The sequence below is a fragment of the Thermoactinomyces sp. CICC 10523 genome (assembly GCF_016055105.1).
Lineage (GTDB): Bacteria > Bacillota > Bacilli > Thermoactinomycetales > Thermoactinomycetaceae > Thermoactinomyces_A > Thermoactinomyces_A daqus.
This window is the reverse complement of sequence record NZ_JAECVX010000013.1, coordinates 80,144-100,260: the sequence shown is the minus strand read 5'-3', so window position 1 is coordinate 100,260 and position 20,117 is coordinate 80,144. Positions and strand designations below refer to the sequence as shown.

Here is a 20,117-nt window from a genome sequence, read left to right as displayed (position 1 = left end):
AGCGTTCATCCTGAGCCAGGATCAAACTCTCCGATAAAGATCTAGCTCAAAAAGAATCAACAGGTCATGCTTCACTCTTTAGTTTTCAAGGAACACATTTTTTATCAATCGCTTATCGCGACGGAATTTAATGCTATCACATCTCGCATCATATGTCAATAGTTTTTTAGAAACGAGATTGATAATTTCCTCTTCGCAAAAGCGACGTAAACTACTATATCACCCGGAGAGCGCTGCGTCAAATGAAAATATTTCCAAAAGCTGCTGATGGATTTTCTTCCCGATAAAGCAAAATAACAGCCATTCCTCCATCACTCTGATCCGCCTTCCTGCTGTCCGCATACCAAGTATAGATGAATAAGATCTTGTCTCGGAATGATTTTCCTTTTCTTGGTGCATCCTATGATCGAAATATTCCACACAGGGAGTGGACCTGATGCACGCATCTTTCTGGTCTCTTTTGCCTTTTCTGATTGTAATCCCGCTGGCGATGTGGACACGCCAGGTACTGATCGGCCTGATGGCGGGCCTGCTCGTCGGAGCCTACATGAAAAAATTCACCTGGCTCGGGGGTATTGAAGTGGCAATCCACTATCTGGTCAAGGAAGTCACTTCGCCCGGCAATCTTCGCCTCCTTCTCTTTATGTACGGCTTTGGCGCCTTTATCGGACTGGTTCGCGTTACGGGGGGAGTATCAGGGTTCGCGCAGTGGATGAATCGCCGTATCAAATCGGCCCGCAGCGCTTTCGGGCTGACCTGGCTCTCCTCACTGGCCACCTTTATGGCTCCCGACTTTCGCATCATCACCGTCGGCCCCGTGATGAAAGAAGTATTTCAACGATTGAAAATCTCCGGTTCCAAAGTGGCCTTCATCATCGATGCCACCTCAACTCCCTTAATCGCCCTGATTCCGATCGGAACGGCGTTCGTCGGGTACATGGTCGGGCTGATCGCCGATTCGGCCCATCATCAGGGGTTCAGCCTCACCCCTTATCAGGTTTTGCTGCAAAGCATTCCTTTCAACTTCTTCTCTATCCTGATGCTGGTCTATACCCTTTATCTCACTTTTTTCAAAGGAAAATCCGAGGAAAAAGGAGCTGTTGATCCCAATGATTGCCCTCCCGGCATTCGCACTCCTTTCCGCACCTCGCCCCAGGTCGGTTATTTTAAAGATTTGTGCAAGCAGGACAAAGCGTTGGCCGGGAAAAAAAATACCGGCGCCAGCAGTGAACACGAACCTGACAGCGACTTTCCCGATCCGGTGGAAATCGTTTCAGAATCAGCCGCGCCCAAGGCAATTCATCTGATCGTCCCCCTCTGTCTGCTGTTGGGATTCACCTTTTTTCTCACCTGGTGGGACGGTTATACGAAAACCCCCTCTTTCTGGGAGGCACTCACTAAAGCCGATGCGGGCAAAGCGATGCTGGAAGCTGTCTTCATCACGCTGATTCTCTCCTTTATCTGGTACGGGATTCACCGGCAGCCGATCCAGCGACTCCTCTTCGGATTTTTGCAAGGGGGCAATGAGATGATGGGCGTAAACGTGCTGCTCGCTCTCGTCTGGGCCTTGACAGCTGTCTCGACGGATCTGGGTTTTATCACCTATACGAAAAACCTGATCGAACACCTGGTTCCGTCCCTGTGGTTGGCTCCTGTCCTGTTTCTGGTGGGCTGTGTCATCTCCTATATCGTCGGATCCAGCTTTGGAGCGTGGGCAATCCTGATGCCTCTGGGTTTTTCGCTGGCTGCCGGCACCCATACCCCGATCCCGCTCATCACCGGGGCCGTTTTTGCCAGCGGCAGCTTCGGCGGATTTGCCTCTCCCCTGAGTGACAATACCGTCGCCATGGCCACGGTCATGAAGCTGCCCTTGATGAAATATGCGCATCAAAAACTGATTGCCTCCCTGATCGTCGGAATCGCCAGCGCCATTTTGTATGCGGTGATCGGCTGGGTGATGAGCAGGTGAAGGCACGAAAAAAGCAGGAATCAAATGACCCCGGTCACAATAAGGGGGTCATTTTCCGTGGCAACGAAAAAGATTGAAAAGATCTATTAGACCGGGGTGAATGGCATCTTCTCTCACGGCGGTATTCCGACACTTCCGTATCCAAGACAACAGACCTGGGCCCAAGAGTGGACAGACAACCGGGTAATATTTGCCGATCTTGCCCGGAAAGGCTTCAAAAGAGTCCATTTGCACAACAGTCGCACAACAAATTGAATCCCATCTTCATTAATTAATAGGGATAATGAAATTTCTTTTTGATTTCTTCCGAGTAATCCGGATAGCGATTTTCCCGCAATACCTTTTCGTATTCCTGGGATGTTCCGATAAACAGTACATCGCAAGCAGGAAGATGATCTAATCCCTGAGTGAAAAAATCTTGAACATATAAGGCATTTGGATCTTTGGCCCGGGGATCTTCTTTCAGCAAAAGTTCGGTTCGGTGCCCATGCTGATCAACAAAATAGGTTTCCAAGTGTGCCGGTTGATCCGGCAACGGTGTGTAAACCATTCCGTTTGGAGGAACGTTGATCATATATTTGTTCCAAAATTCTTTCGGGGGTTCTTTGGCGTCGGGAATGTCCATATATACTTGAACCCAACCGTGATAGTTCTTCGGTACGAGAAAAACATAGGTTGGAATTGAAAAAAAAGACCATGCAACGTAAAGCAAAAGAGCCATGACTAATAACAACAGCAATCCGGCAGGATACTTCCATGTCCGCACGGTTATTCCCCCATTCATCCCAAAAAGAGGATACCATTCTTGATGCGCTGAGTCGGATGCCGCTTTCACCATGGAATTTTTCCGGGATCCAACCCGCTTCACCGGCCCCGGGCAAAACCCGCAAATCGAACAGAGCCGACAATCGGCCTGACCGGACGGAAAAAGAATGTCCGGACTCCGTCAGAACAGCTGTAGCCAAAGACTTTCTGACGGACCGGATAACAGCGGGAACTTGTTCCTTCAACTATTTAAAAAACGCTCAATGCAAGTCAGCTGTTCTTCTGTATTCAGCGCTGGGGCGTGACCCAGTCCGGGAATGGTAACCAATTGACAGCCGGGTCCGCTCTTGCGCATTGCCTCAGCTGTCTCAACCGGCAAAATATCCGACCGTTCCCCTCTGATCAACAGAACTTTCGCTTTTACCGCGTTCCATTGCTCCCACAGCAACAAGTCTTCCGGATGGGCAAACTGGTGAACAATCTGCGGATCATAATCCGGAGTGAATTTGCCATTGTCTTTGCGGCGGGCCGAAGTTTCCGTAAAATGAAGCCATTCCTCCTCACTGTTGATGCCAAAGTCTCGGTAAGTGGAACGATAATAATCCATAAGCTCCGTCATTGTTCGGAACTCGGGCGGATTGGCCGTATAGGCAAGAATGCGTTGAATCCCTTCCGCAAGTTCGCCGTTCGGCTGTTTCTCCGCCGGGCCGGCACCAATATCATTCAGCACAAGGTGCGTAATCCGGTTTCGCAGGATCGAACCGGCCAAGCGGATTCCGATCGCCCCGCCCATGGAAGTGCCAACCCACCGCATTTCCTCAATTCCCAAAGCATCGACCAAAGCGGCAACCAAACGCTCATAACGCCCAAAACAGTAATCCTTGGCAGGATCCGCACTCCATTCGCTCCGTCCGCGTCCGATCATGTCGGGGCAAATCACATGAAAGGATTTTGCCAGTCGGGCGGCCAGGGTATCAAAATCCCTGCCGTTTCTGGTCAGTCCGTGCCAGCACAACACCGCCGGCTTTGCCGCATCACCCCACTCATAAATGTGAAGTTGCACACCGTCGACTTCCAGGTATCGGGACATTCCGGCCCTCATCATAACCCCTCCTGTTTTCTCCTGTTGTCATGGTCAACAATCCAGCACATCAACACGAAAATTCCGAAAAATCGAGTCTTGTTTTTGCCTTCATCACAAGTATACCATTCATCTGGAGCCACAGGCCGGCCGACGGAAAAAACCCTGCTCCTTTTGCAATGCGGCAGGGTTTTCTTTCGACGCATTCACCGGACCGGGCATCATCCGCCGATCTCGGGTTTTGCTTTCGTTCCAAAACGCACTATCACATAACACAAAACAATCAAAGCAAACATCATCGCCCCGATGATTTCAAAATCCACTTCAAACGAAGGAACAAAAAAGATAATCGCTTCGTAACAAGCCACACCGTACGCCAGCACCACAATGATCCATCCCATGATTCGCGATGCCGCTTTTCCCAGTTTCCCCGACTGCTCCAGCATGCGGCAGGTGATAAATGAATCAATGGTATCGGTGAGCATCATCCCTGCCATAAAGGTAAGCCCCAACATTGCCGGCATCCACCGGCTTGCGTGGCTGGCAGCGATCGCCCAGACAGAGGTCTGGCTGACCGTATCCGCAGCAAGGGCAAAGATGGCTCCAATAATGACAATATGAATGGGATTGGAGGTTTCCCGGGCGAAGCGAGGAATGAATCTCCCCCTGATTCCTCCCAACTTGTATTCTTCTTCCGTGCGGATGAGAAGGTTCCGGATATTCAACGTCCCGATCAGCAGCAGTGAAAGAACGGACACCCATGTCACCAGGGTATCAAAATAGTCCGGGAACTTGAAATTTCGGCTGAATGCAGAAAGGACGACAGCAACACTCGCCACCACCGTTCCGTGTCCAAATGAAAACAGCGTGCCCACCCAGCGTGTCACCTTGCTCTTTTTGCGCCAATTATACCGGACCAACCCATCAATGCAGGCCAAATGGTCAGCATCCAAACCATGACGCAACCCCAGCACGAACACGAACAGAATCAGCGAAAAAACCTCCATACCACCATTCCCTTCTTCATGTCGTGTATTTGAATTGCATAAGATCGGGTACATCGACATTACGAATCCGCGGATTCCAGCTTCATGATTTCCTTCACTTTTTGCATGTCTATGTGTTCACGAATCCACCCAGCAAGAGAGGCATAAACCGCTTCCCGGATCTCCCGCCTGTTTCTCCCGCTTTCTTCTTTTTTGGGCAAACCTTTTTTCAAGCGGAGATGATTGATCCAATGACGGAGAAAGGAAGGATTATCAAACAGGCCGTGCAGATAGCTTCCCCATACCTCCCCCTCCCCGGATACAGCACCGTCCAGGCGTCCGTCCGCCAGCCTGAAAAGAGGAGAGGTGCCGGCAGCCAATATGGTTCGGCCCAAATGAATTTCATACCCTTCGACAAGCTCCGAACCACCCCAGGAGGCAAGGGGCCTCCCGACAGCTCTTACCGTTTGCTTGCCGGGAACGAAGCGGGTCTCCATCGCGAGCAGTCCCAAACCATCCTGTTCAGTTTGGCTTGATTCGACTCCTTCGGGATCAGTCAACTTTCGTCCGAGCATTTGATATCCGCCGCAAATGCCGACCACTGAACTGCCCCGCTCTTTTAATCGGAGGATTTCCCCGACCAATCCCGTCACTTTCAGCCAGGCGAGATCTTCCATCGAGTTCTTTGTGCCGGGCAGGATGATGACATCGGGATTTCCCAGCTCGTCGACCGATTTTACATAACGAACGGCGAGATCGTCCTGATCCATCAACGGAAGAAAATCAGTGAAGTTGGAAATGCGCGGGAGCCGGATGACCGCCACGTCCAGGTCTGCTCCCTGTTTGTTTCCTTTTAAGGCCAATGCCCCCAGCGACATCGAATCTTCGGGATCAACATCGATTTCGACATAGGGGAGAATGCCCAGCACCGGAATTCCCGTCCGGTTTTCCAGCCATTTGATTCCCGGCTCAAGCAATGCTTTGCTGCCCCGGAATTTGTTGATAATCAATCCTTTTACCCGCGCCCGTTCCTCCGGTTCGAGCAGTTCCAGCGTTCCCACGATCGAGGCGAACACTCCGCCGCGGTCGATGTCCGCCACCAGCAGAACGGGGGCATCCGCCATTTGCGCAATTCTCATATTGGCAATATCGCGGTCTTTCAGATTAATCTCCGCCGGGCTGCCTGCCCCTTCGATCACAAGCACTTCATATTTTCGCGATAACCGTTTCAGGGACTCCGAAGCCGCGGTGAGGAGTTGGCCGAGCAGCGGTCCGCGATACGAGCCGGCGGCGACATCGGCAAAATGGCGGCCGTGCACAATCACTTCCGAGACCAGATCCCCTTTCGGTTTCAGGAGAATCGGGTTCATATCGACATTTGCTTCAATGCCGCACGCTTCCGCCTGAACGCCCTGAGCCCGCCCGATTTCTCCCCCGTCCGACGTCACATAGGAGTTAAGGGCCATATTTTGCGATTTAAACGGGGCAACCCGGAAACCTTCTTCATGAAAATAGCGGCAAAAAGCCGTGCATAACACACTTTTCCCTACATCTGAAGCTGTTCCTTGCAACATGATCGCCTTCATGGTTCCGCTTCCTTTTCAAAATTCGATTCCGCGCACCGCCGGGATTCCTTCATGATAATAATGTTTGACCGCCTCCACTCTGGAGACGAGATCAGCGGCTTCCATCACCTTTTCATGCGCATTTCGCCCGGTTAAAACGAGATGCAGGTGCGGAGGGCGGTTTTGAATCAGGTTGAGCACTTCCGCCATCGGCAAAACATCGTCGATGGGAAAGGATTTGATGGCAAGCGCGTTGTTAATCTCATCGAGTATGACCAGATCGTAATCTCCGCTCATTACCCTTTCTTTGCTGATCTTCCATGCACGGGCCAGCGCCTCCCGGTGTTCTTCCGGGGTTTTGGTCCAGGTGAAACCGATCCCCAGCTGGCAGATCTCCACTCCCAGACGCTCCAGCGCGATTTTCTCGCCATACGTCCGTTCCGGTGATTTGATAAATTGCAGAATCAGCACTTTCATCCCCCGGCCGGCTGCCCTTAACGCCAGCCCGAGAGCCGCCGTCGTCTTTCCTTTGCCTTCACCTGTGTAAACCAGTGTGAGCCCGCGCCGTCCACTGTCCTGTTTTCCGGCTGTCTCCCTTTTGTCCAGGTTGCTCATGTGTCAGCCCTCCTGCTCAGTCGGTATTGTTGGCATGCGGAAATGAAGCGCGGCACCATCTCCGGATGGGATGCAAAATGAAGATGGGTATAGCCGGCCAGCAGATTTTCCCGCACATACCCTTCCCGGTGTTTTCCCCTGCGCCCGCTCGTTTGGTAAGCCGGCGGGTAATGGTCCGACTGTGCCGTCAGCTCAGAATAATGAAATTCATGGCCACGCGCTTTTTCGCCCCGCTTCAGCAACAGATTGTCGCTTAACGCCTCCACTTCCCGGTAGCCGAGCGCCGCCAGCCGGTCTTTCATCCGGACGGCAGCCGGAATCACCCCGACCATCGGATGAGCGTTTCCTTCCCGGTCGATGATAGCCTCAGTCAGGTACATATACCCGCCGCATTCGGCAAACGTCGGCAGGCCTGCGGCGATTTTCCTACGAAAGGAATCCTTCACTTTGCCGTTGCCCGATAATTCCCGGACAAACTCTTCGGGAAAGCCTCCCCCGATATACAGACCGTCCGCTTCCTCCGGCACGATTTCTCCGCGAAGAGGGCTGAAAAAACGCAGGCAAGCGCCATGATGCGTCAGCAGCTCCAGATTTTCCGGGTAGTAAAAATTAAAAGCCGCATCCTTGGCCACCGCGATGGTGACAGGTTCTTCTTCCCCAGATGACGCGGGCGCAAAAATTCGCTTTTCCGGCGTTTTCAACCGCGGGGCTGCACTGGCCAGCGATTCCAGCCGTTCCAAATCAATCCCTTTTTCCACAAGCTCCGCCAAGCGGGCAAACAGCGGGGCGATTTCTCCCCGCTCAATCGCCGGAATTAAACCGAGATGACGTTCCGAAATGTCGATCGACGGATCGCGGGAGAGCCAGCCGACCACAGGAATCCCGCATTCTTGTTCAATCGCCGCCTGAACCAGGCGAAAATGTCCTTCGCTGCCTGCCCTGTTGACAATCACTCCGGCAATCGGCACGGCCGGATTCAGAAGCTGATACCCTTTCACCACGGCCGCCGCACTGCGCGCCATGCTGTGAACGTTTACGATGAGTATGACCGGGCTTTGCAGCATCATGGCGATTTCAGCCGTACTCCCCCTGTCACTGCGCGGATCTTTTCCATCATATAACCCCATGACTCCTTCAATGATGGAGATGTCAGCCCCCCGGCTCCCGCGGAAAAAAATTTCCCGCATGCCCTCCGGCTCCATCATCCAGGTATCCAGATTGCGGGAAGGACGGCCGGTAACGGCAGTGTGATAGCTGGGGTCGATGTAATCGGGGCCTGCTTTAAACCCTTGCACTTGCAGCCCGCGTTTTTTGAATGCGGCCATCAAGCCGAGCGTAATGGTCGTCTTGCCCACGCCGCTGCCGGTTCCGGCAATCACGATCCTCGGTCTCGCTTCACTCATTGTTCTCCCTCCCTGCGCGGGGATGTGGGACAAGGGCAACGGACAGGGTCACATTTCCTGATTTTTTCTTGGGCAAGAGCCAATCTTCCGCCCCCGAAGACAACAGGGCTGCCGGTTCGCTCACGCCATAAGCCCCCGTATAGCGATATACCGTTTCCGAAGGATTGGGCAGCGAAACGGTGTTCAGTTCTTCAGGAGAATATACATCCATCCGCCAGCCGTATTTTCGGCACAAAGCGAGGAGGCCGGGCTCGTCCTTTTTCAAGTCGATGGTGGCAATATTACGGACACTTTTAATGGAGAGTTTCAGTTCAGCAAGCGTCTCCGTCACGGTCTGTTCGATCTCCTCCAGCGTGGTGCCCCGATTGCAGCCAATTCCGAGCACCAGCACTTTCGGACGGTAAAGAACCCCGTTTTGCAGAAAGCGTTTCTCTTCATCCGGGCTCAACAAACGATGCGTTACCACGAGGGCGGCATCAAATTCCTGTTCCTCCGCCTCGCAGGCAGAAGCCACCACCTGAATATGGCCGGGCAGGGGTTTGTCATAGGCCCACCAGTCCGGTTCGCCCGACTCCTGAATGACAATCACCCTCTCCTCGTTTACCACCGCCGCACTTACGGGTGTCGCCCGTTCAAAACTTTCGATTTCCCAGCCAAATTGACTGCCGAACAAGTCGACGGGGATTGTTTGCTGCACATCGGAAGCGGTCGTGATCACCGGCCGCGCGTCCAGAATGGAAGCCACACGCCGGGTCAGTTGATTGGCCCCGCCGAGATGGCCGGACAGCACGCTGATCACATGCTCCCCACGGTCATCGACCACCACCACGGCCGGGTCGGTTTTCTTGTCTTTGAGCAAGGGAGCGATCATGCGCACCACCGCGCCGAGAGATATCAGGATGATCAAGCCGTTGTACCGCCGGAACAAATCAGGAAGGATCAACCGCACCGACCCGGTAAAGAGGGTAATACCCAGCGCTTCCTCATCCCCGCGGGCAAATTTGTCCATATAGTACAGATCGGAACCCGGAAGCTGGCGGACAAGGCGGCGGGCTATTTCGACACCGTGCTTGGTTATGGCAACCACTGCATACATCCGGTTCATGAAGCATTCCCTCCTTTGCGATAGCCGTGAGTAAAGGAAGGATCATACAGCTTGGAACGGTATGCTTCGCTTTGTTCATAGAGATCGGGGTCGAGCGCCCATCCGGCCAGAATCATGGCGTGGCTGCGAATGCCGGCTTTACGCATCTCTTCATCCAGATGCTTCAGGGTGGAACGGACGATTTTCTGCTCGGGCCAGGTCGCTTTTTGCACCACAGCGACAGGCGTATCCTCGGACCATCCCGCTTCCAGCAGCTCGTTTACCACCTTTTTGGTCAACGTGGCACTTAAAAACAAGGCAATCGTAGTCTGATGGGCTGCCAATTCCCGCAGTTTTTCCTTTTCCGGCACCGGTGTTCTGCCTTCGGCGCGGGTGAGAATGAGCGTCTGCGTCAGTTTGGGAATCGTCAGTTCCGCTCCCAAGACGGCGGCAGCGGCAAACACGGAACTGACGCCCGGGATGATTTCAACAGGAATCTTTTCTTTTTTTAACATGGCCATCTGTTCAAAAATGGCTCCATAAACGGCCGGGTCACCGGTATGGACGCGGGCGACGCTTTTTCCTCCGCGGACATGGGCAACCATGAGTCCGACAATTTGCTGCAAATCCATCCCTGAACTTTTCAACACCAAAGCATCCGGGCGGGCCCGGGCAATCAGCTCCTCACTGACGAGTGAATCGGTGTACAGGATCACGTCGGCATTTTGCAGAACCTGCTGCCCCTTGACCGTGATCAGATCCGGATCTCCGGGACCTGCTCCCACGATGTAGACTTTTGCTTCCAATCGCTTCATTTTCTCACCACCATCAGTGTCAGATATCCCGGCTTCTGCCCTTTCAGTTCGGCCACGTTCTTCCAGACCATTTCCTGATCGGAAGTCACCTTGGAAACGACCATCGCCTTGTCTGAGAGATTTAATTCTTCCAAAAGGTCAATAATCAGATCCAGCACTTTTGCCACTTTGAGAAAGACAACCGCATCATGTTCGGTGAGCGCTTTTCTCATCGCCTGCCGGTCTTCCGTTGCCGGAACGATGGCGATTTGCTCATCGCCGTCCGCCAGAGGCAAATTTAAACGGGAAGCAGCACCGTTGATCGATGAAATGCCCGGAACGGAAGAAATCGCCACCTGTGGGTGCAATTCCTGCATCCGCCGGCTCATATGAATAAACGTGCTGTACAGCAGCGGATCTCCTTCGGTGACAAATGCCACGTTTTTTCCTTGCGACAGCCTTTGCCAGACTGCTTCGACAGTTCGCTCCCATTCCCGTTCCAACTGTTCCCGGTCCCTCGTCATGGGGAAAACAAGCCCGAGCATCTCCTTTTCCAGCGGATTGATATACTTCTCGGCAATGGACAACGCATAGCTTTTTTCGCCCATCCGCTTCTTTGGATAAGCAATGACCGGGGATTCTTTTAACACGCGATAAGCTTTTACCGTGATCAATTCCGGATCGCCCGGCCCCATGCCGATTCCGATCAGTTGTCCGATCATGCCCGTCCCTCCCCTGTGGTGTGATCTCTTTCGCCGACAATGACATTGATCGGATTCATCCCTTCAAAGCGGGTCATCTGCAGGATTGGCCTGCTCCTGGCTGTTTGCAGCAAAGTGATTCTCACGGAAAATCCTTGCGCTGCCAGCGTTTCCCGTGTTTGTGCCAATGTTTCCACCGTGGCGGCGTTGACGACAATTCGGCCGCCGGACTTGAGGCGCAAACAGCAAACCCGGAGCAGCTCGCACAGCTCACCACCGCTTCCGCCAATAAATACCGCATCCGGGTCAGGCAATGAGTCCAGACCTTCCGGGGCTTTGGCATGAATCACGGTGAAATCGGCACGGAATTTCCTGCGGTTGGCTTCAATGTTGGCAAGATCCGCTTCATTTTTTTCAATGGCAAACACTTCTCCAAACGGGGCCAGTTTGGCCGCTTCCACGGAAACCGAGCCGGACCCCGCACCGATATCCCAAACCGTGCTGTCCTTCTGCAAGCGTAATTCTGCCAGGCTGAGCACGCGCACTTCTTTTTTGGTGATCAATCCTTTTTCCGGCTTCCGCTGAAAAAACTCCCCATCCTCGATCCCCAAACTCCATCGCGGAACTGGCACCTCTTTTTTTCGCTTGAGAACGACAATGTTGAGCGGAGAGAACTCGGCATCCACCAGTTCGTCCAATTCCCACCAGCCGCATCTTTCTTCCGGGCCACCCAGATTCTCGGCCACAAACGCCCGGTACTCGGTCATTCCGAACTGCAACAGATAACGGGCGATCTCCCCCGGAGAATGGACTTCATCCGTAAGCAGAGCCACCTTTTCCTGCCCGTCAATCCGCTGGGCCAGTCCCTTCATCGGCCGCCCATGCACACTTTCGATCCGGACTTGCTGCCAGCTTTCCCCCATGCGGGCAAAGGCCAGCTGAAGCGAACTGGGATGGGGATGAATCACCACCCGTTCCAGTCCCAGCTTGCGCACGATCAAGCTGGCAATCCCGTAAAAAAGAGGATCTCCCGAAGCCAGGACGACGACATCGTGCTGACGGCTTTCACGTTCCAACTGCTCCAAAACCGGGCCGAGCCCCCCTTTGATCAGGATCCGCCTGCCCGGATGATCCGGAAAAAAGGAGAGCTGCCGTTCTCCGCCCGCCAACACGTCCGCCTGTTCAATCCACTTCTTGACGCGGGAAGACAATCCGTTTTGCCCGTCATCGCCGATGCCAATCACCTTCATCTTTTTCGCCACTCATTTCCGCCCTCCCTAACTCTGCACCTTTCATCTTGACTAAAATGGTTTCAATCCGGATGCCGCCTTCAACCTGCAAAAGACACTGCCGGCATATCTGTTCGCAAAGCAGCGTAAAAAAGCGGTCATGCCCTGCCTCTTCCATCAGCTGCCCGGCATGGGTGGCATTGTTCGCCTCCCGGACTTGCGCAGCCAAAGCGGGGGGAGCGCCGGCTTTTTCCGCGATGCGGGCCAAAAAGTCGAAGTCGACGGGCGCGCTCTTGGAATGAACCATCATCACGCCTTGCGCCACTTTGGAGAACTTGCCCATCATCCCCACCAGCGTCACTTTCGAGACGCCGGCCCGCTTTGCGTGTTTCAAGGCAAACCCGACAAAGTCCCCCATCTGGATAAAAGCCTCCTCGCGAAGCTCCGGGTACATTTTCATCGCCGCCTTTTCACTGCTGCCCCCGGTCGTCAGCACCAAATGCCGGCAACCGTTCGCTCTGGCCACCTGGATTGCCTGGGCGACGCTGGCCCGATAAGCTGCAGTGGAGAACGGAACCACGATGCCCCGCGTCCCCAGGATCGAAATGCCACCCACAATCCCCAGCCTTTCGTTCAGCGTCTTTTTGGCAATCTCTTCTCCATCCGGCACGGAGATCTTTACCTGAACACCGCGCTTGATGGCAAAGGATGAAAGCACTTCTCTCACTGTTTCACGAATCATTTTCCGCGGAACCGGATTGATGGCCGCTTCGCCCACGGGCACGGGCAGCCCCGGTTTGGTCACCCGGCCCACTCCCGGTCCGCCATCGAGCCGGATTCCCGGTTCTTCACTCCAAGTCACGGTGGAAACAATACGTGCTCCATGCGTGGCATCAGGATCATCACCAGCATCCTTAATCACGCTGCATTCTGCCTCCCCTTCCCGCAGTTGCGCCTGATCGACCGAAAAAGACGCCATTTGGCCGACCGGAAGCACAATCTCCACCTCATGGACGGCCTGTCCGGTGATCAGGGAAAGCAGGGCCGCTTTTGTGGCGGCAGCAGCGCAAGCTCCCGTCGTATAGCCATGTCGCAATTCTTTTCGTTCTTGCTCTTCCGCCTGCTTTTTCATTGCGAAACTCCTTAACTGATGAACATCTGTGAAACTGTATCGCATGCCGGGATCACGGAGTCCTAAAAGTTGATGATCCGTTTTGCCCCGCTTTTTCCGCCAAGAGGGAAAGGGCATTCACGATAGCCACCGCTGTCGGGCTGCCGCCTTTCCGGCCACGGTTGGTGATAAAAGGGACTTCGCATTTGCTCAGTTCTTCCTTGGATTCCGCAGCGGAGACAAACCCGACCGGAACGCCGACGATCAATCCCGGTTTGGCCACTCCTTCCCTCACGAGGCGGATTAATTCCAGCAGGGCCGTCGGTGCATTGCCGATGGCAAAAATGCCTCCTTCCGCCTCTTTCACCGCTTTGCGCATGGAGATGATGGCCCGGGTCGTTCCCAGCCGTTTGGCTTCTTCCACCACGTCGGGATCCGAGATGTAGACGCGCACATCGCCGCCAAATTTGGCGATTCTCGGTTTACTGATGCCCACCTGAACCATCTGCACATCCGCGACAATGGTATTTCCGCTTTGAATCGCCCGGATTCCCGCCTCCACCGCCTGCGGATGAAAAATCAGGCTGCGTCCCAGGTCAAAATCGGCGGAAGCATGAATCACCCGCTGTACGATGGGAAATTGCTCTGCTGTGAACGGGTGATCACCCAGTTCGTCCTTGATCATTTCAAAACTGAGATTCTCGATTTCCCGCGGCCGGGTTGTCACCGGTTTAAAAGATTGATGGGACATATTGTTCACTCTCCTCCTTTGCTCAGTGCAGCGACCACCTCTTCTGCGCTGGAAAAAGAGGTGCCGTAATCCAGATGCGGCCTTGCAATCAGAATCACGCCAATTCCCTCGTCCAGGGCCGCTTCCACCTTTTCATCCACAGAACCCGCTTTGCCGCTTTCTTTGGTGATCACGGTCGTCACCCCGTAGTGTCGGTACAGGGCGATATTCAGCTCTTTGCCAAACGGACCTTGCATGGCAATGATATTTTTTTGCTCAATGCCCAGCTCCGCACATTTTTCCATGTTGTCCTTGCGGGGCAACATGCGTGCGACCAGGCGAATTTCCGGATCCGGCAAAAGCCGTTTGGTAAAAGTGGCCAATGTCTTGCTTCCCGTGGTCAGCATAATCACCCCTTTACGCCGTGCCGCCTCTTCAGCAGCTTCTTCATAGGAAGAAACGATGCAGATACCCGGATGATTCCCGTATATCCAGGCGGGCCGCTCAAAGCGAATATAAGGGATGCCGCAAATTCGCGCCGCCTCCATCGCATTTTTGGACGCTTCTTCGGCAAAAGGGTGACTGGCATCCACCACCCGGTTGCACCCCTGCACGCGGATCAGGCCGGCCATCTCCTCCGCGGTGAGCCTTCCCACCCTGACGGGAATCCCCTCTTCCCGCAAACTCTTGGCAGCACTCTCCGTGACGACGGTGGCCAACAGAGAAATCCGCGCGCGGTTCAAACGGACAGCCAGGTCCCTCGCATCACTGGTACCGGCCAAAAACAGAACCATCTGGAGAACTCCTTTCCATGCTTCTTTGCTGTGTGATCATGATCGCGGGCCCGGACAATCCCGGGAAATTCATGAACGTTTGCTGCGGACAGCCTGATGAGATGTCCCGTGAGCGGCGGTGTGATCATGATGCCCGCAATCATGATGATGGTGGTGATGGTGATGGTCATGCCCGTCGGCGATTGCCTTTTCGGCCAGGGCTTTCCATGCTACCCCTTCCCCCTGCCTCACTTCGCTCACTCTTTTTTGGACAATCGGAATCAGTCCTTCATCAAATCCGAGATAGGCGGCCATATGAAACTCAATTTCAGGATGACGCTGCTCATATTCATTCAAGATTGCCCGCATCCGCTTGATCAGCACACCGGTAAACAAAAAATAGGGCAAAGTAACAATCCTTTTGGCTCCCAGCCGGATGCAGCGTTCCAATCCCTCGGCGAAAAGCGGCTCCGTCACCCCGATAAAAGAAACTTCCACCCATCTGTAGCGATTTTTCTCCCAAAACATGCGGGCAATCTTGTATAGATCACTGTTGGCGTACAAATCGCTGGAACCGCGGCCGACGAGCAGAATCGCCGTTTCCTCCCGCACTCCCGGATTAATGTCTGCCACCCGCTGTTCCAACAGATCCAGTACGGCTTCATCCACTTCAATCGGACGGCCGTAACGGAATTGGACGCCCGGATATTGTTCCTGCGCTTCCTGAATCGCCAAAGGGATGTGAATTTTGGCATGTCCGGCAGCAAACAACATCACGGGAATCAGCGTAATCCGGTTCGCCCCCTGTTCCACACACCGCTGAATGCCTTGCGGAATATCGGGCGATGCCAGTTCCAAAAAACACGTTTCTTTCACCGGTGCGTCAACAACGCGCGAAAGCTTTTCCGTAAAACGCAGCAACTCTTTGTTCCCTTCCGGGTCCCGGCTCCCATGGCCGACAAACAGGATCGCGTTCAAACAGATTCCTCCCGTTTCTTTTTTGCTTGCCGTTTAATCCCCGCAGGCGAGCTCTTCAATAACCGGTTTTCTCTCGTCGGAATAAGCAAAACCGGCCACTTCTTTCACTCGTTTGAAAAATTTGTTAAACCGTTCATTGGGATGGCCCTGTTCCGCATATTCCCGTACCACCTGTTCCACCGTCTCCAACAGCTCCCCGGGCGAAATTCCTTCTGCGACCCGCTGGGCCGGATGGGCGTTGCGTCCGATTTTTTTCCCACCCAAAAACAAGTCATAAGTCCCGCGGCGGTAGACGATGCCAATCTCTTCCGTTACGGCCCCATAACAGGCCATCGCACAGCCGTTAAACCCGATTTTCAGTTCTTTGGGAACCTTGAGTCCGCCCAGACGCCGGTTGAGTTCCTCCGCCAGCGGAATCGACTCCCCTTTTTCTCCATCGCAAAAATCACAGGCTTTCAGTTGCACCACATCCCCGATGGGGCTCAACAGCAACCCGGCTTCGGTCAACCGCGCAGTCACTGCCGCCGGCTCATCGGTCGGAACGCGCAAAATGAGCTGGTGGTGGGGAGTATACTTGATTTCACCCTGGTCGCCGGCAATTTCCGCCAGCAGGACAAGTTGTTCCGGCGTGATTATTTTGTTGGCCACTCCGGGAGAGACCGCCACTTCAAAGATCGAAACAGGTTTTGTGAACGGAATCGTGGTGATCCCGGTCTCAACCAGTCCCTTTGCCTGCAAAACGGAAAGCGCTTCATGCGCCAGACTGGCCGGATGAACGGATGCCTTTCTCTTATCGGCTGTCGCGATGTTCTGCTCTTTGACGAACTTTCCTGATGATTCGCCAAAGGCATTGAGCGACCACGGTTCTGCCTCCACTTGCAAACGCTGGTGAGGCTTCAGGTCCTGGATCTCTTTGCTCAGCGTGTATTTGCGCTGGTAACCGCGCGGCGTGATCATTAAACCCTCATAAACAAAGGTGGTCGAATTGCCAATTATCACAGTGGTCAACATCCCGATCTCATGGTTCAACATATCTCCCAGTGTGGTCAAAACAATCTGCTGCCGCTCGCGATATGCGCTTTTCACCAGGCCGACAGGTGTCCCTGGCGAACGATACTGCAATAAAATGCGCTGCGTTTCGACAATCTGCCGGACTCGCCGCCCGCTCTTCGGATTGTATAATGCAATAACAAAATCTGCGGAAGCCGCCGCTTCGATCCGTTTGGCGATCGTCTCCCAAGGGGTGAGATGGTCGCTTAAACTGATCATGCAGGCATCGTGCATCACCGGTGAACCGAGCAGAGAAGCGCAGGAATTGATCGCGGAAATCCCCGGAATCACTTCCACTTCGACACCGGTATCGGGGTGCCACCCTTTTTCGATCAACACTTCGTAAACGAGCCCGGCCATTCCGTACACCCCCGCATCCCCGCTGGAGATCACGGCCACCTTTTTCCCTTGTTCCGCTTGTCTCACCGCTTCCTGTGCCCGGCTCACCTCTTCAGTCATTCCGGTACGCACAATCTCCTGATCAGTCAGGAGATCGCGTATGATATCCACATAGGTGTTATAACCGACAACGACTTCACTTTCCCGGATCGCTTCACGCGCCCGCTCGGTGAGATGGTCGAAATGCCCGGGGCCAAAACCGACAATCAACAGTTTTCCTTTGTTCACTTCTCTATTCACCTCGCCATTTCTCTTCACTTTCATGTCCCGGTAACGATTCTTCCCCTGACAGAACTGTCGCGACGAGCAAACAAAACCCGGACTCATGCAAGAAAGTGAACAGCTTTAGCCGGATGCAACCTCCCTGAATCGGCAATATAAAAAGCACTTTCCACCACGACGGACGGAAAGTGCTTATAGGCGGCAGAATCAAGGCAGACCGTTTCCCGGCTGCTCAAGCAGATATTGAGTCCCTGCCAACCGGACAAACAGGGACACCAAGCGCCGGACCGCTATAAGCACCTTCCTATCCGCGTAGGTCAAACGGTGCTGTCAGAAAAGGCAGGTCTCCTGGCTCATGGATCATCGTCAATCATTTTTGGCTCTGGCCTTCCCATCGTCTAAACAGTGACCAGAACCCGACTCCCCATTCACAGTGGCGGGACCGCGCCGGATTCTCACCGGACTTCCCTCTTCGGGAGTGTCGTCTAACACTCCACCTTTTCCCACTTCATATGAAATTATCAATATTTTTAAAAATAATTATATATTATAAGAATACGAAATATCAAGCATTTTAAAGAAAATACCATCATCAGAAATTATTCCGTCCAAACACCGCTTAACCATCCCCCTTGGAATTGAAGCCAACACAAAAGGGGAGTGGCGCCCTTTGACTCGGCCAGCGACACCCTGGCAGAAAAACAAAAGAAGCTTGTCGACAAGTGTTAACAAGCATTTTTGCCGACAAGCCCAAGAGTTCCTCAGCCACTCATTGCAGTTGCGAGAAAATGAACGGATGAGTTTACTCAAATTTCGGGGGTGCTTCGCCCTCCGTGTCCGTCTCAAACGACGGTTTCGGCAGAGCCGAGTTGACGCCCCAGTAAAACAGGATGATTGCCCCGATGACAACGATCAGCGTATCCCACTCGCCCGGGATCAACGGGGATTTCATCGGACCGAATGAACCGATGTACGACATCACCAGGATAAAGATATAGTAGACGATCAGCCACGCACCCGACTTCCAGGCCTGCTTCAGACTGGCTCGGGTGGATTCGTCCTTGTCGATAAAGGCAAAGTACAAAATCAATGAACCGAGCGTGATTCCGATCAACATGCTGTCAGTCGTCCAGCCCGCCCAGTAGATAATGCAGGTGGCCGCAATAAAAGCCAACGGACTTAAAATCGCTCCCCCTTTCAAGAAAAACGGGCGTTTCATGTTTGGCATTGTTCTGCGCATCGAAGTCATGGAAATGGGGCCGATCATGTATGTCATAACGGTGGCCGATGTAACCGCGTCAACCAGTTTTGACCAAGTGTCCGTGCTGGGGGGCAAAATCCAGGCAATCGCCAGCAGGAAACTGAGCCAAAGGGCTGCCCGCGGAACACCCGTACGAGGATCAATCTTCGCAAACCAAGAATAGAAATGGCGGTTTTTGGCCCACGCATAAAGGACGCGACCAGTCCCCGACAGATAGATGTTACCCGTGCCGGCAGGCGATATTACGGCGTCAATCAGCAGCAGCGTCGACAGCCAGGTCAGACCGAGTGAACCGGCAATCCAGACAAACGGGTAGTTTGCCGATTTCGGCATAAAGTCGGCAATATGCCCCCAACCCTGTGTCAGCGCTTCACTCGGGACAGCGCCGAGAAACGTCACTTGCAGCAGGATATAGACGATCGTACCGAGTGTGACAGCCAAAATGATGGCTCGCGGAATATCCCGTTGCGGATTCTTCGCTTCGGCCCCAAAGTCGACCGCCTGACGGAACCCAAGAAACGCGAAAACGATCCCTCCGCCGGCAATGGCCTTGAACACGCCTTCCGCACCACCCGGAACCGCGCCAACAGTCGCGAAGTTTCCTCCCTTGAAGAAGAAGAACAAGGTGATGATTGTCACAGACGGAACCACAAATTTAAAAAAGGTGATAATGGTGTTAATCTTGCCAAACACATTGACGCTCCAATAGTTTAACAGGAAAAACAGAAGAAGAAGCAAAATTTCAATCACACGCCCCAGGATCGACGGACCCGCATTGTCCATCAGGGCCGGCCAGTAAAAGGAGGCATGGCTGACAACCGCCTCAACTTCAATTCCGGCCACACTGGAATACGCTAGCAATGAAGCCGTCCCCGACAAAAAACCGACCAGCGAACCATGCGTATACTCCGGGTACCTCACAAATCCCCCCGCGCGCGGCAACGCTGCAGCCAGCTCACCGTACACCAAACCGATTAATAAGACCGCGATGGCCCCGCCAATCCAGGCCACCCATGCGATTGAGCCGGCATACTTGGCTCCGTTCATCGATGCCAGCAGCCAGCCGGAGCCGATAATGGAACCAAGACCCAAAAACGTCAAATCGATCAGATTTAACTTCTTTTTAAAAGATCCTTCCATACCGCCTCTCCTTTCGAATATTTTTGCAAATAAACCGACATCGCTTGGGACTTTTGTATATATATAAATCTATTTTATTATAATATATATTTCTAATAAATCAAATAGTTTAGTTAATACATAAATAATAGAATATTATTATTTTAATTTCAGGTGTCCGCCTCATCCGAATTCATTGGAAACAGCCGGGTACTTGCAAACGAAACATGCGACCATTATGAAGGATAGTCTCGATTTGATCGTCAACGCTTTCCCTGATCA

General features: G+C 53.3%; 17 protein-coding genes and 1 riboswitch. Of the genes, 1 reads left to right on the top strand and 16 read right to left on the bottom strand.

Features of this window, described 5'->3' with window-relative positions:
- Window positions 1-436 precede the first annotated feature (436 nt).
- Entirely contained in the window at window positions 437-1,969 is a 1,533-nt protein-coding gene (locus tag I8U19_RS14715) for a Na+/H+ antiporter NhaC family protein (protein ID WP_033101529.1), read from the top strand.
- Window positions 1,970-2,240: 271 nt separating this feature from the next.
- Here I8U19_RS14715 and I8U19_RS14710 read toward each other — a convergent pair whose 3' ends face one another.
- The 16 genes from I8U19_RS14710 to I8U19_RS14635 all read right to left on the bottom strand — a co-directional run bounded on the left by I8U19_RS14710 (window position 2,241) and on the right by I8U19_RS14635 (window position 19,856).
- Window positions 2,241-2,735, bottom strand: coding sequence for a DUF6843 domain-containing protein (locus I8U19_RS14710; RefSeq protein ID WP_152568579.1), 495 nt, complete (start codon window positions 2,733-2,735; stop codon window positions 2,241-2,243).
- Window positions 2,736-2,975: 240 nt separating this feature from the next.
- Window positions 2,976-3,836, bottom strand: coding sequence for an alpha/beta fold hydrolase (locus I8U19_RS14705; RefSeq protein ID WP_198056351.1), 861 nt, complete (start codon window positions 3,834-3,836; stop codon window positions 2,976-2,978).
- Window positions 3,837-4,036: 200 nt separating this feature from the next.
- Entirely contained in the window at window positions 4,037-4,822 is a 786-nt protein-coding gene (locus I8U19_RS14700) for a HoxN/HupN/NixA family nickel/cobalt transporter (protein WP_198056350.1), read from the bottom strand.
- Between the two features lie 59 nt (window positions 4,823-4,881).
- Window positions 4,882-6,387: a cobyric acid synthase gene (locus tag I8U19_RS14695; RefSeq protein ID WP_198056349.1), complete on the bottom strand. Its 1,506-nt coding sequence runs from the start codon at window positions 6,385-6,387 to the stop codon at window positions 4,882-4,884.
- 15 nt (window positions 6,388-6,402) lie between these two features.
- A complete protein-coding gene (cobO, locus tag I8U19_RS14690) occupies window positions 6,403-6,981 on the bottom strand; it encodes a cob(I)yrinic acid a,c-diamide adenosyltransferase (RefSeq protein WP_033101524.1) in 579 nt (192 codons plus the stop codon).
- On the bottom strand, window positions 6,978-8,384 hold the full coding sequence (locus I8U19_RS14685; protein WP_198056348.1) for a cobyrinic acid a,c-diamide synthase CobB: 1,407 nt from the start codon (window positions 8,382-8,384) through the stop codon (window positions 6,978-6,980). The genes cobO and I8U19_RS14685 overlap by 4 nt, the downstream gene beginning before the upstream one ends.
- On the bottom strand, window positions 8,377-9,489 hold the full coding sequence (locus tag I8U19_RS14680) for a cobalt-precorrin 5A hydrolase (protein WP_198056347.1): 1,113 nt from the start codon (window positions 9,487-9,489) through the stop codon (window positions 8,377-8,379). The genes I8U19_RS14685 and I8U19_RS14680 overlap by 8 nt, the downstream gene beginning before the upstream one ends.
- Window positions 9,486-10,283 (bottom strand): precorrin-4 C(11)-methyltransferase, encoded by a 798-nt coding sequence (gene cobM, locus I8U19_RS14675; RefSeq protein ID WP_033101522.1) that lies wholly within the window; start codon window positions 10,281-10,283, stop codon window positions 9,486-9,488. Before cobM ends, I8U19_RS14680 begins: the two co-directional genes overlap by 4 nt.
- On the bottom strand, window positions 10,280-10,984 hold the full coding sequence (cobI, locus tag I8U19_RS14670) for a precorrin-2 C(20)-methyltransferase (RefSeq protein WP_198056346.1): 705 nt from the start codon (window positions 10,982-10,984) through the stop codon (window positions 10,280-10,282). The genes cobM and cobI overlap by 4 nt, the downstream gene beginning before the upstream one ends.
- Window positions 10,981-12,225 carry a precorrin-6y C5,15-methyltransferase (decarboxylating) subunit CbiE gene (gene cbiE / locus I8U19_RS14665; RefSeq protein WP_198056345.1) on the bottom strand — a complete coding sequence of 415 codons (1,245 nt, stop codon included), beginning with the start codon at window positions 12,223-12,225 and terminating at the stop codon, window positions 10,981-10,983. The genes cobI and cbiE overlap by 4 nt, the downstream gene beginning before the upstream one ends.
- A complete protein-coding gene (locus I8U19_RS14660) occupies window positions 12,188-13,324 on the bottom strand; it encodes a cobalt-precorrin-5B (C(1))-methyltransferase (protein ID WP_033101519.1) in 1,137 nt (378 codons plus the stop codon). The genes cbiE and I8U19_RS14660 overlap by 38 nt, the downstream gene beginning before the upstream one ends.
- A gap of 52 nt (window positions 13,325-13,376) precedes the next feature.
- Window positions 13,377-14,054 (bottom strand): precorrin-8X methylmutase, encoded by a 678-nt coding sequence (locus tag I8U19_RS14655; RefSeq protein WP_033101518.1) that lies wholly within the window; start codon window positions 14,052-14,054, stop codon window positions 13,377-13,379.
- A 5-nt stretch (window positions 14,055-14,059) separates the two neighbouring features.
- Window positions 14,060-14,827: a precorrin-6A reductase gene (gene cobK, locus I8U19_RS14650; RefSeq protein WP_198056344.1), complete on the bottom strand. Its 768-nt coding sequence runs from the start codon at window positions 14,825-14,827 to the stop codon at window positions 14,060-14,062.
- A 69-nt stretch (window positions 14,828-14,896) separates the two neighbouring features.
- Entirely contained in the window at window positions 14,897-15,784 is an 888-nt protein-coding gene (locus I8U19_RS14645) for a sirohydrochlorin chelatase (protein WP_198056343.1), read from the bottom strand.
- A 33-nt stretch (window positions 15,785-15,817) separates the two neighbouring features.
- The gene (cobJ, locus tag I8U19_RS14640) at window positions 15,818-17,461 is read right to left on the bottom strand and encodes a precorrin-3B C(17)-methyltransferase (RefSeq protein ID WP_370589796.1); all 1,644 of its coding nucleotides are present in this window, start codon (window positions 17,459-17,461) and stop codon (window positions 15,818-15,820) included.
- A 315-nt stretch (window positions 17,462-17,776) separates the two neighbouring features.
- Window positions 17,777-17,971, bottom strand: a riboswitch (cobalamin riboswitch).
- 286 nt (window positions 17,972-18,257) lie between these two features.
- On the bottom strand, window positions 18,258-19,856 hold the full coding sequence (locus I8U19_RS14635) for an APC family permease (protein ID WP_198056341.1): 1,599 nt from the start codon (window positions 19,854-19,856) through the stop codon (window positions 18,258-18,260).
- Window positions 19,857-20,117 lie beyond the last annotated feature (261 nt).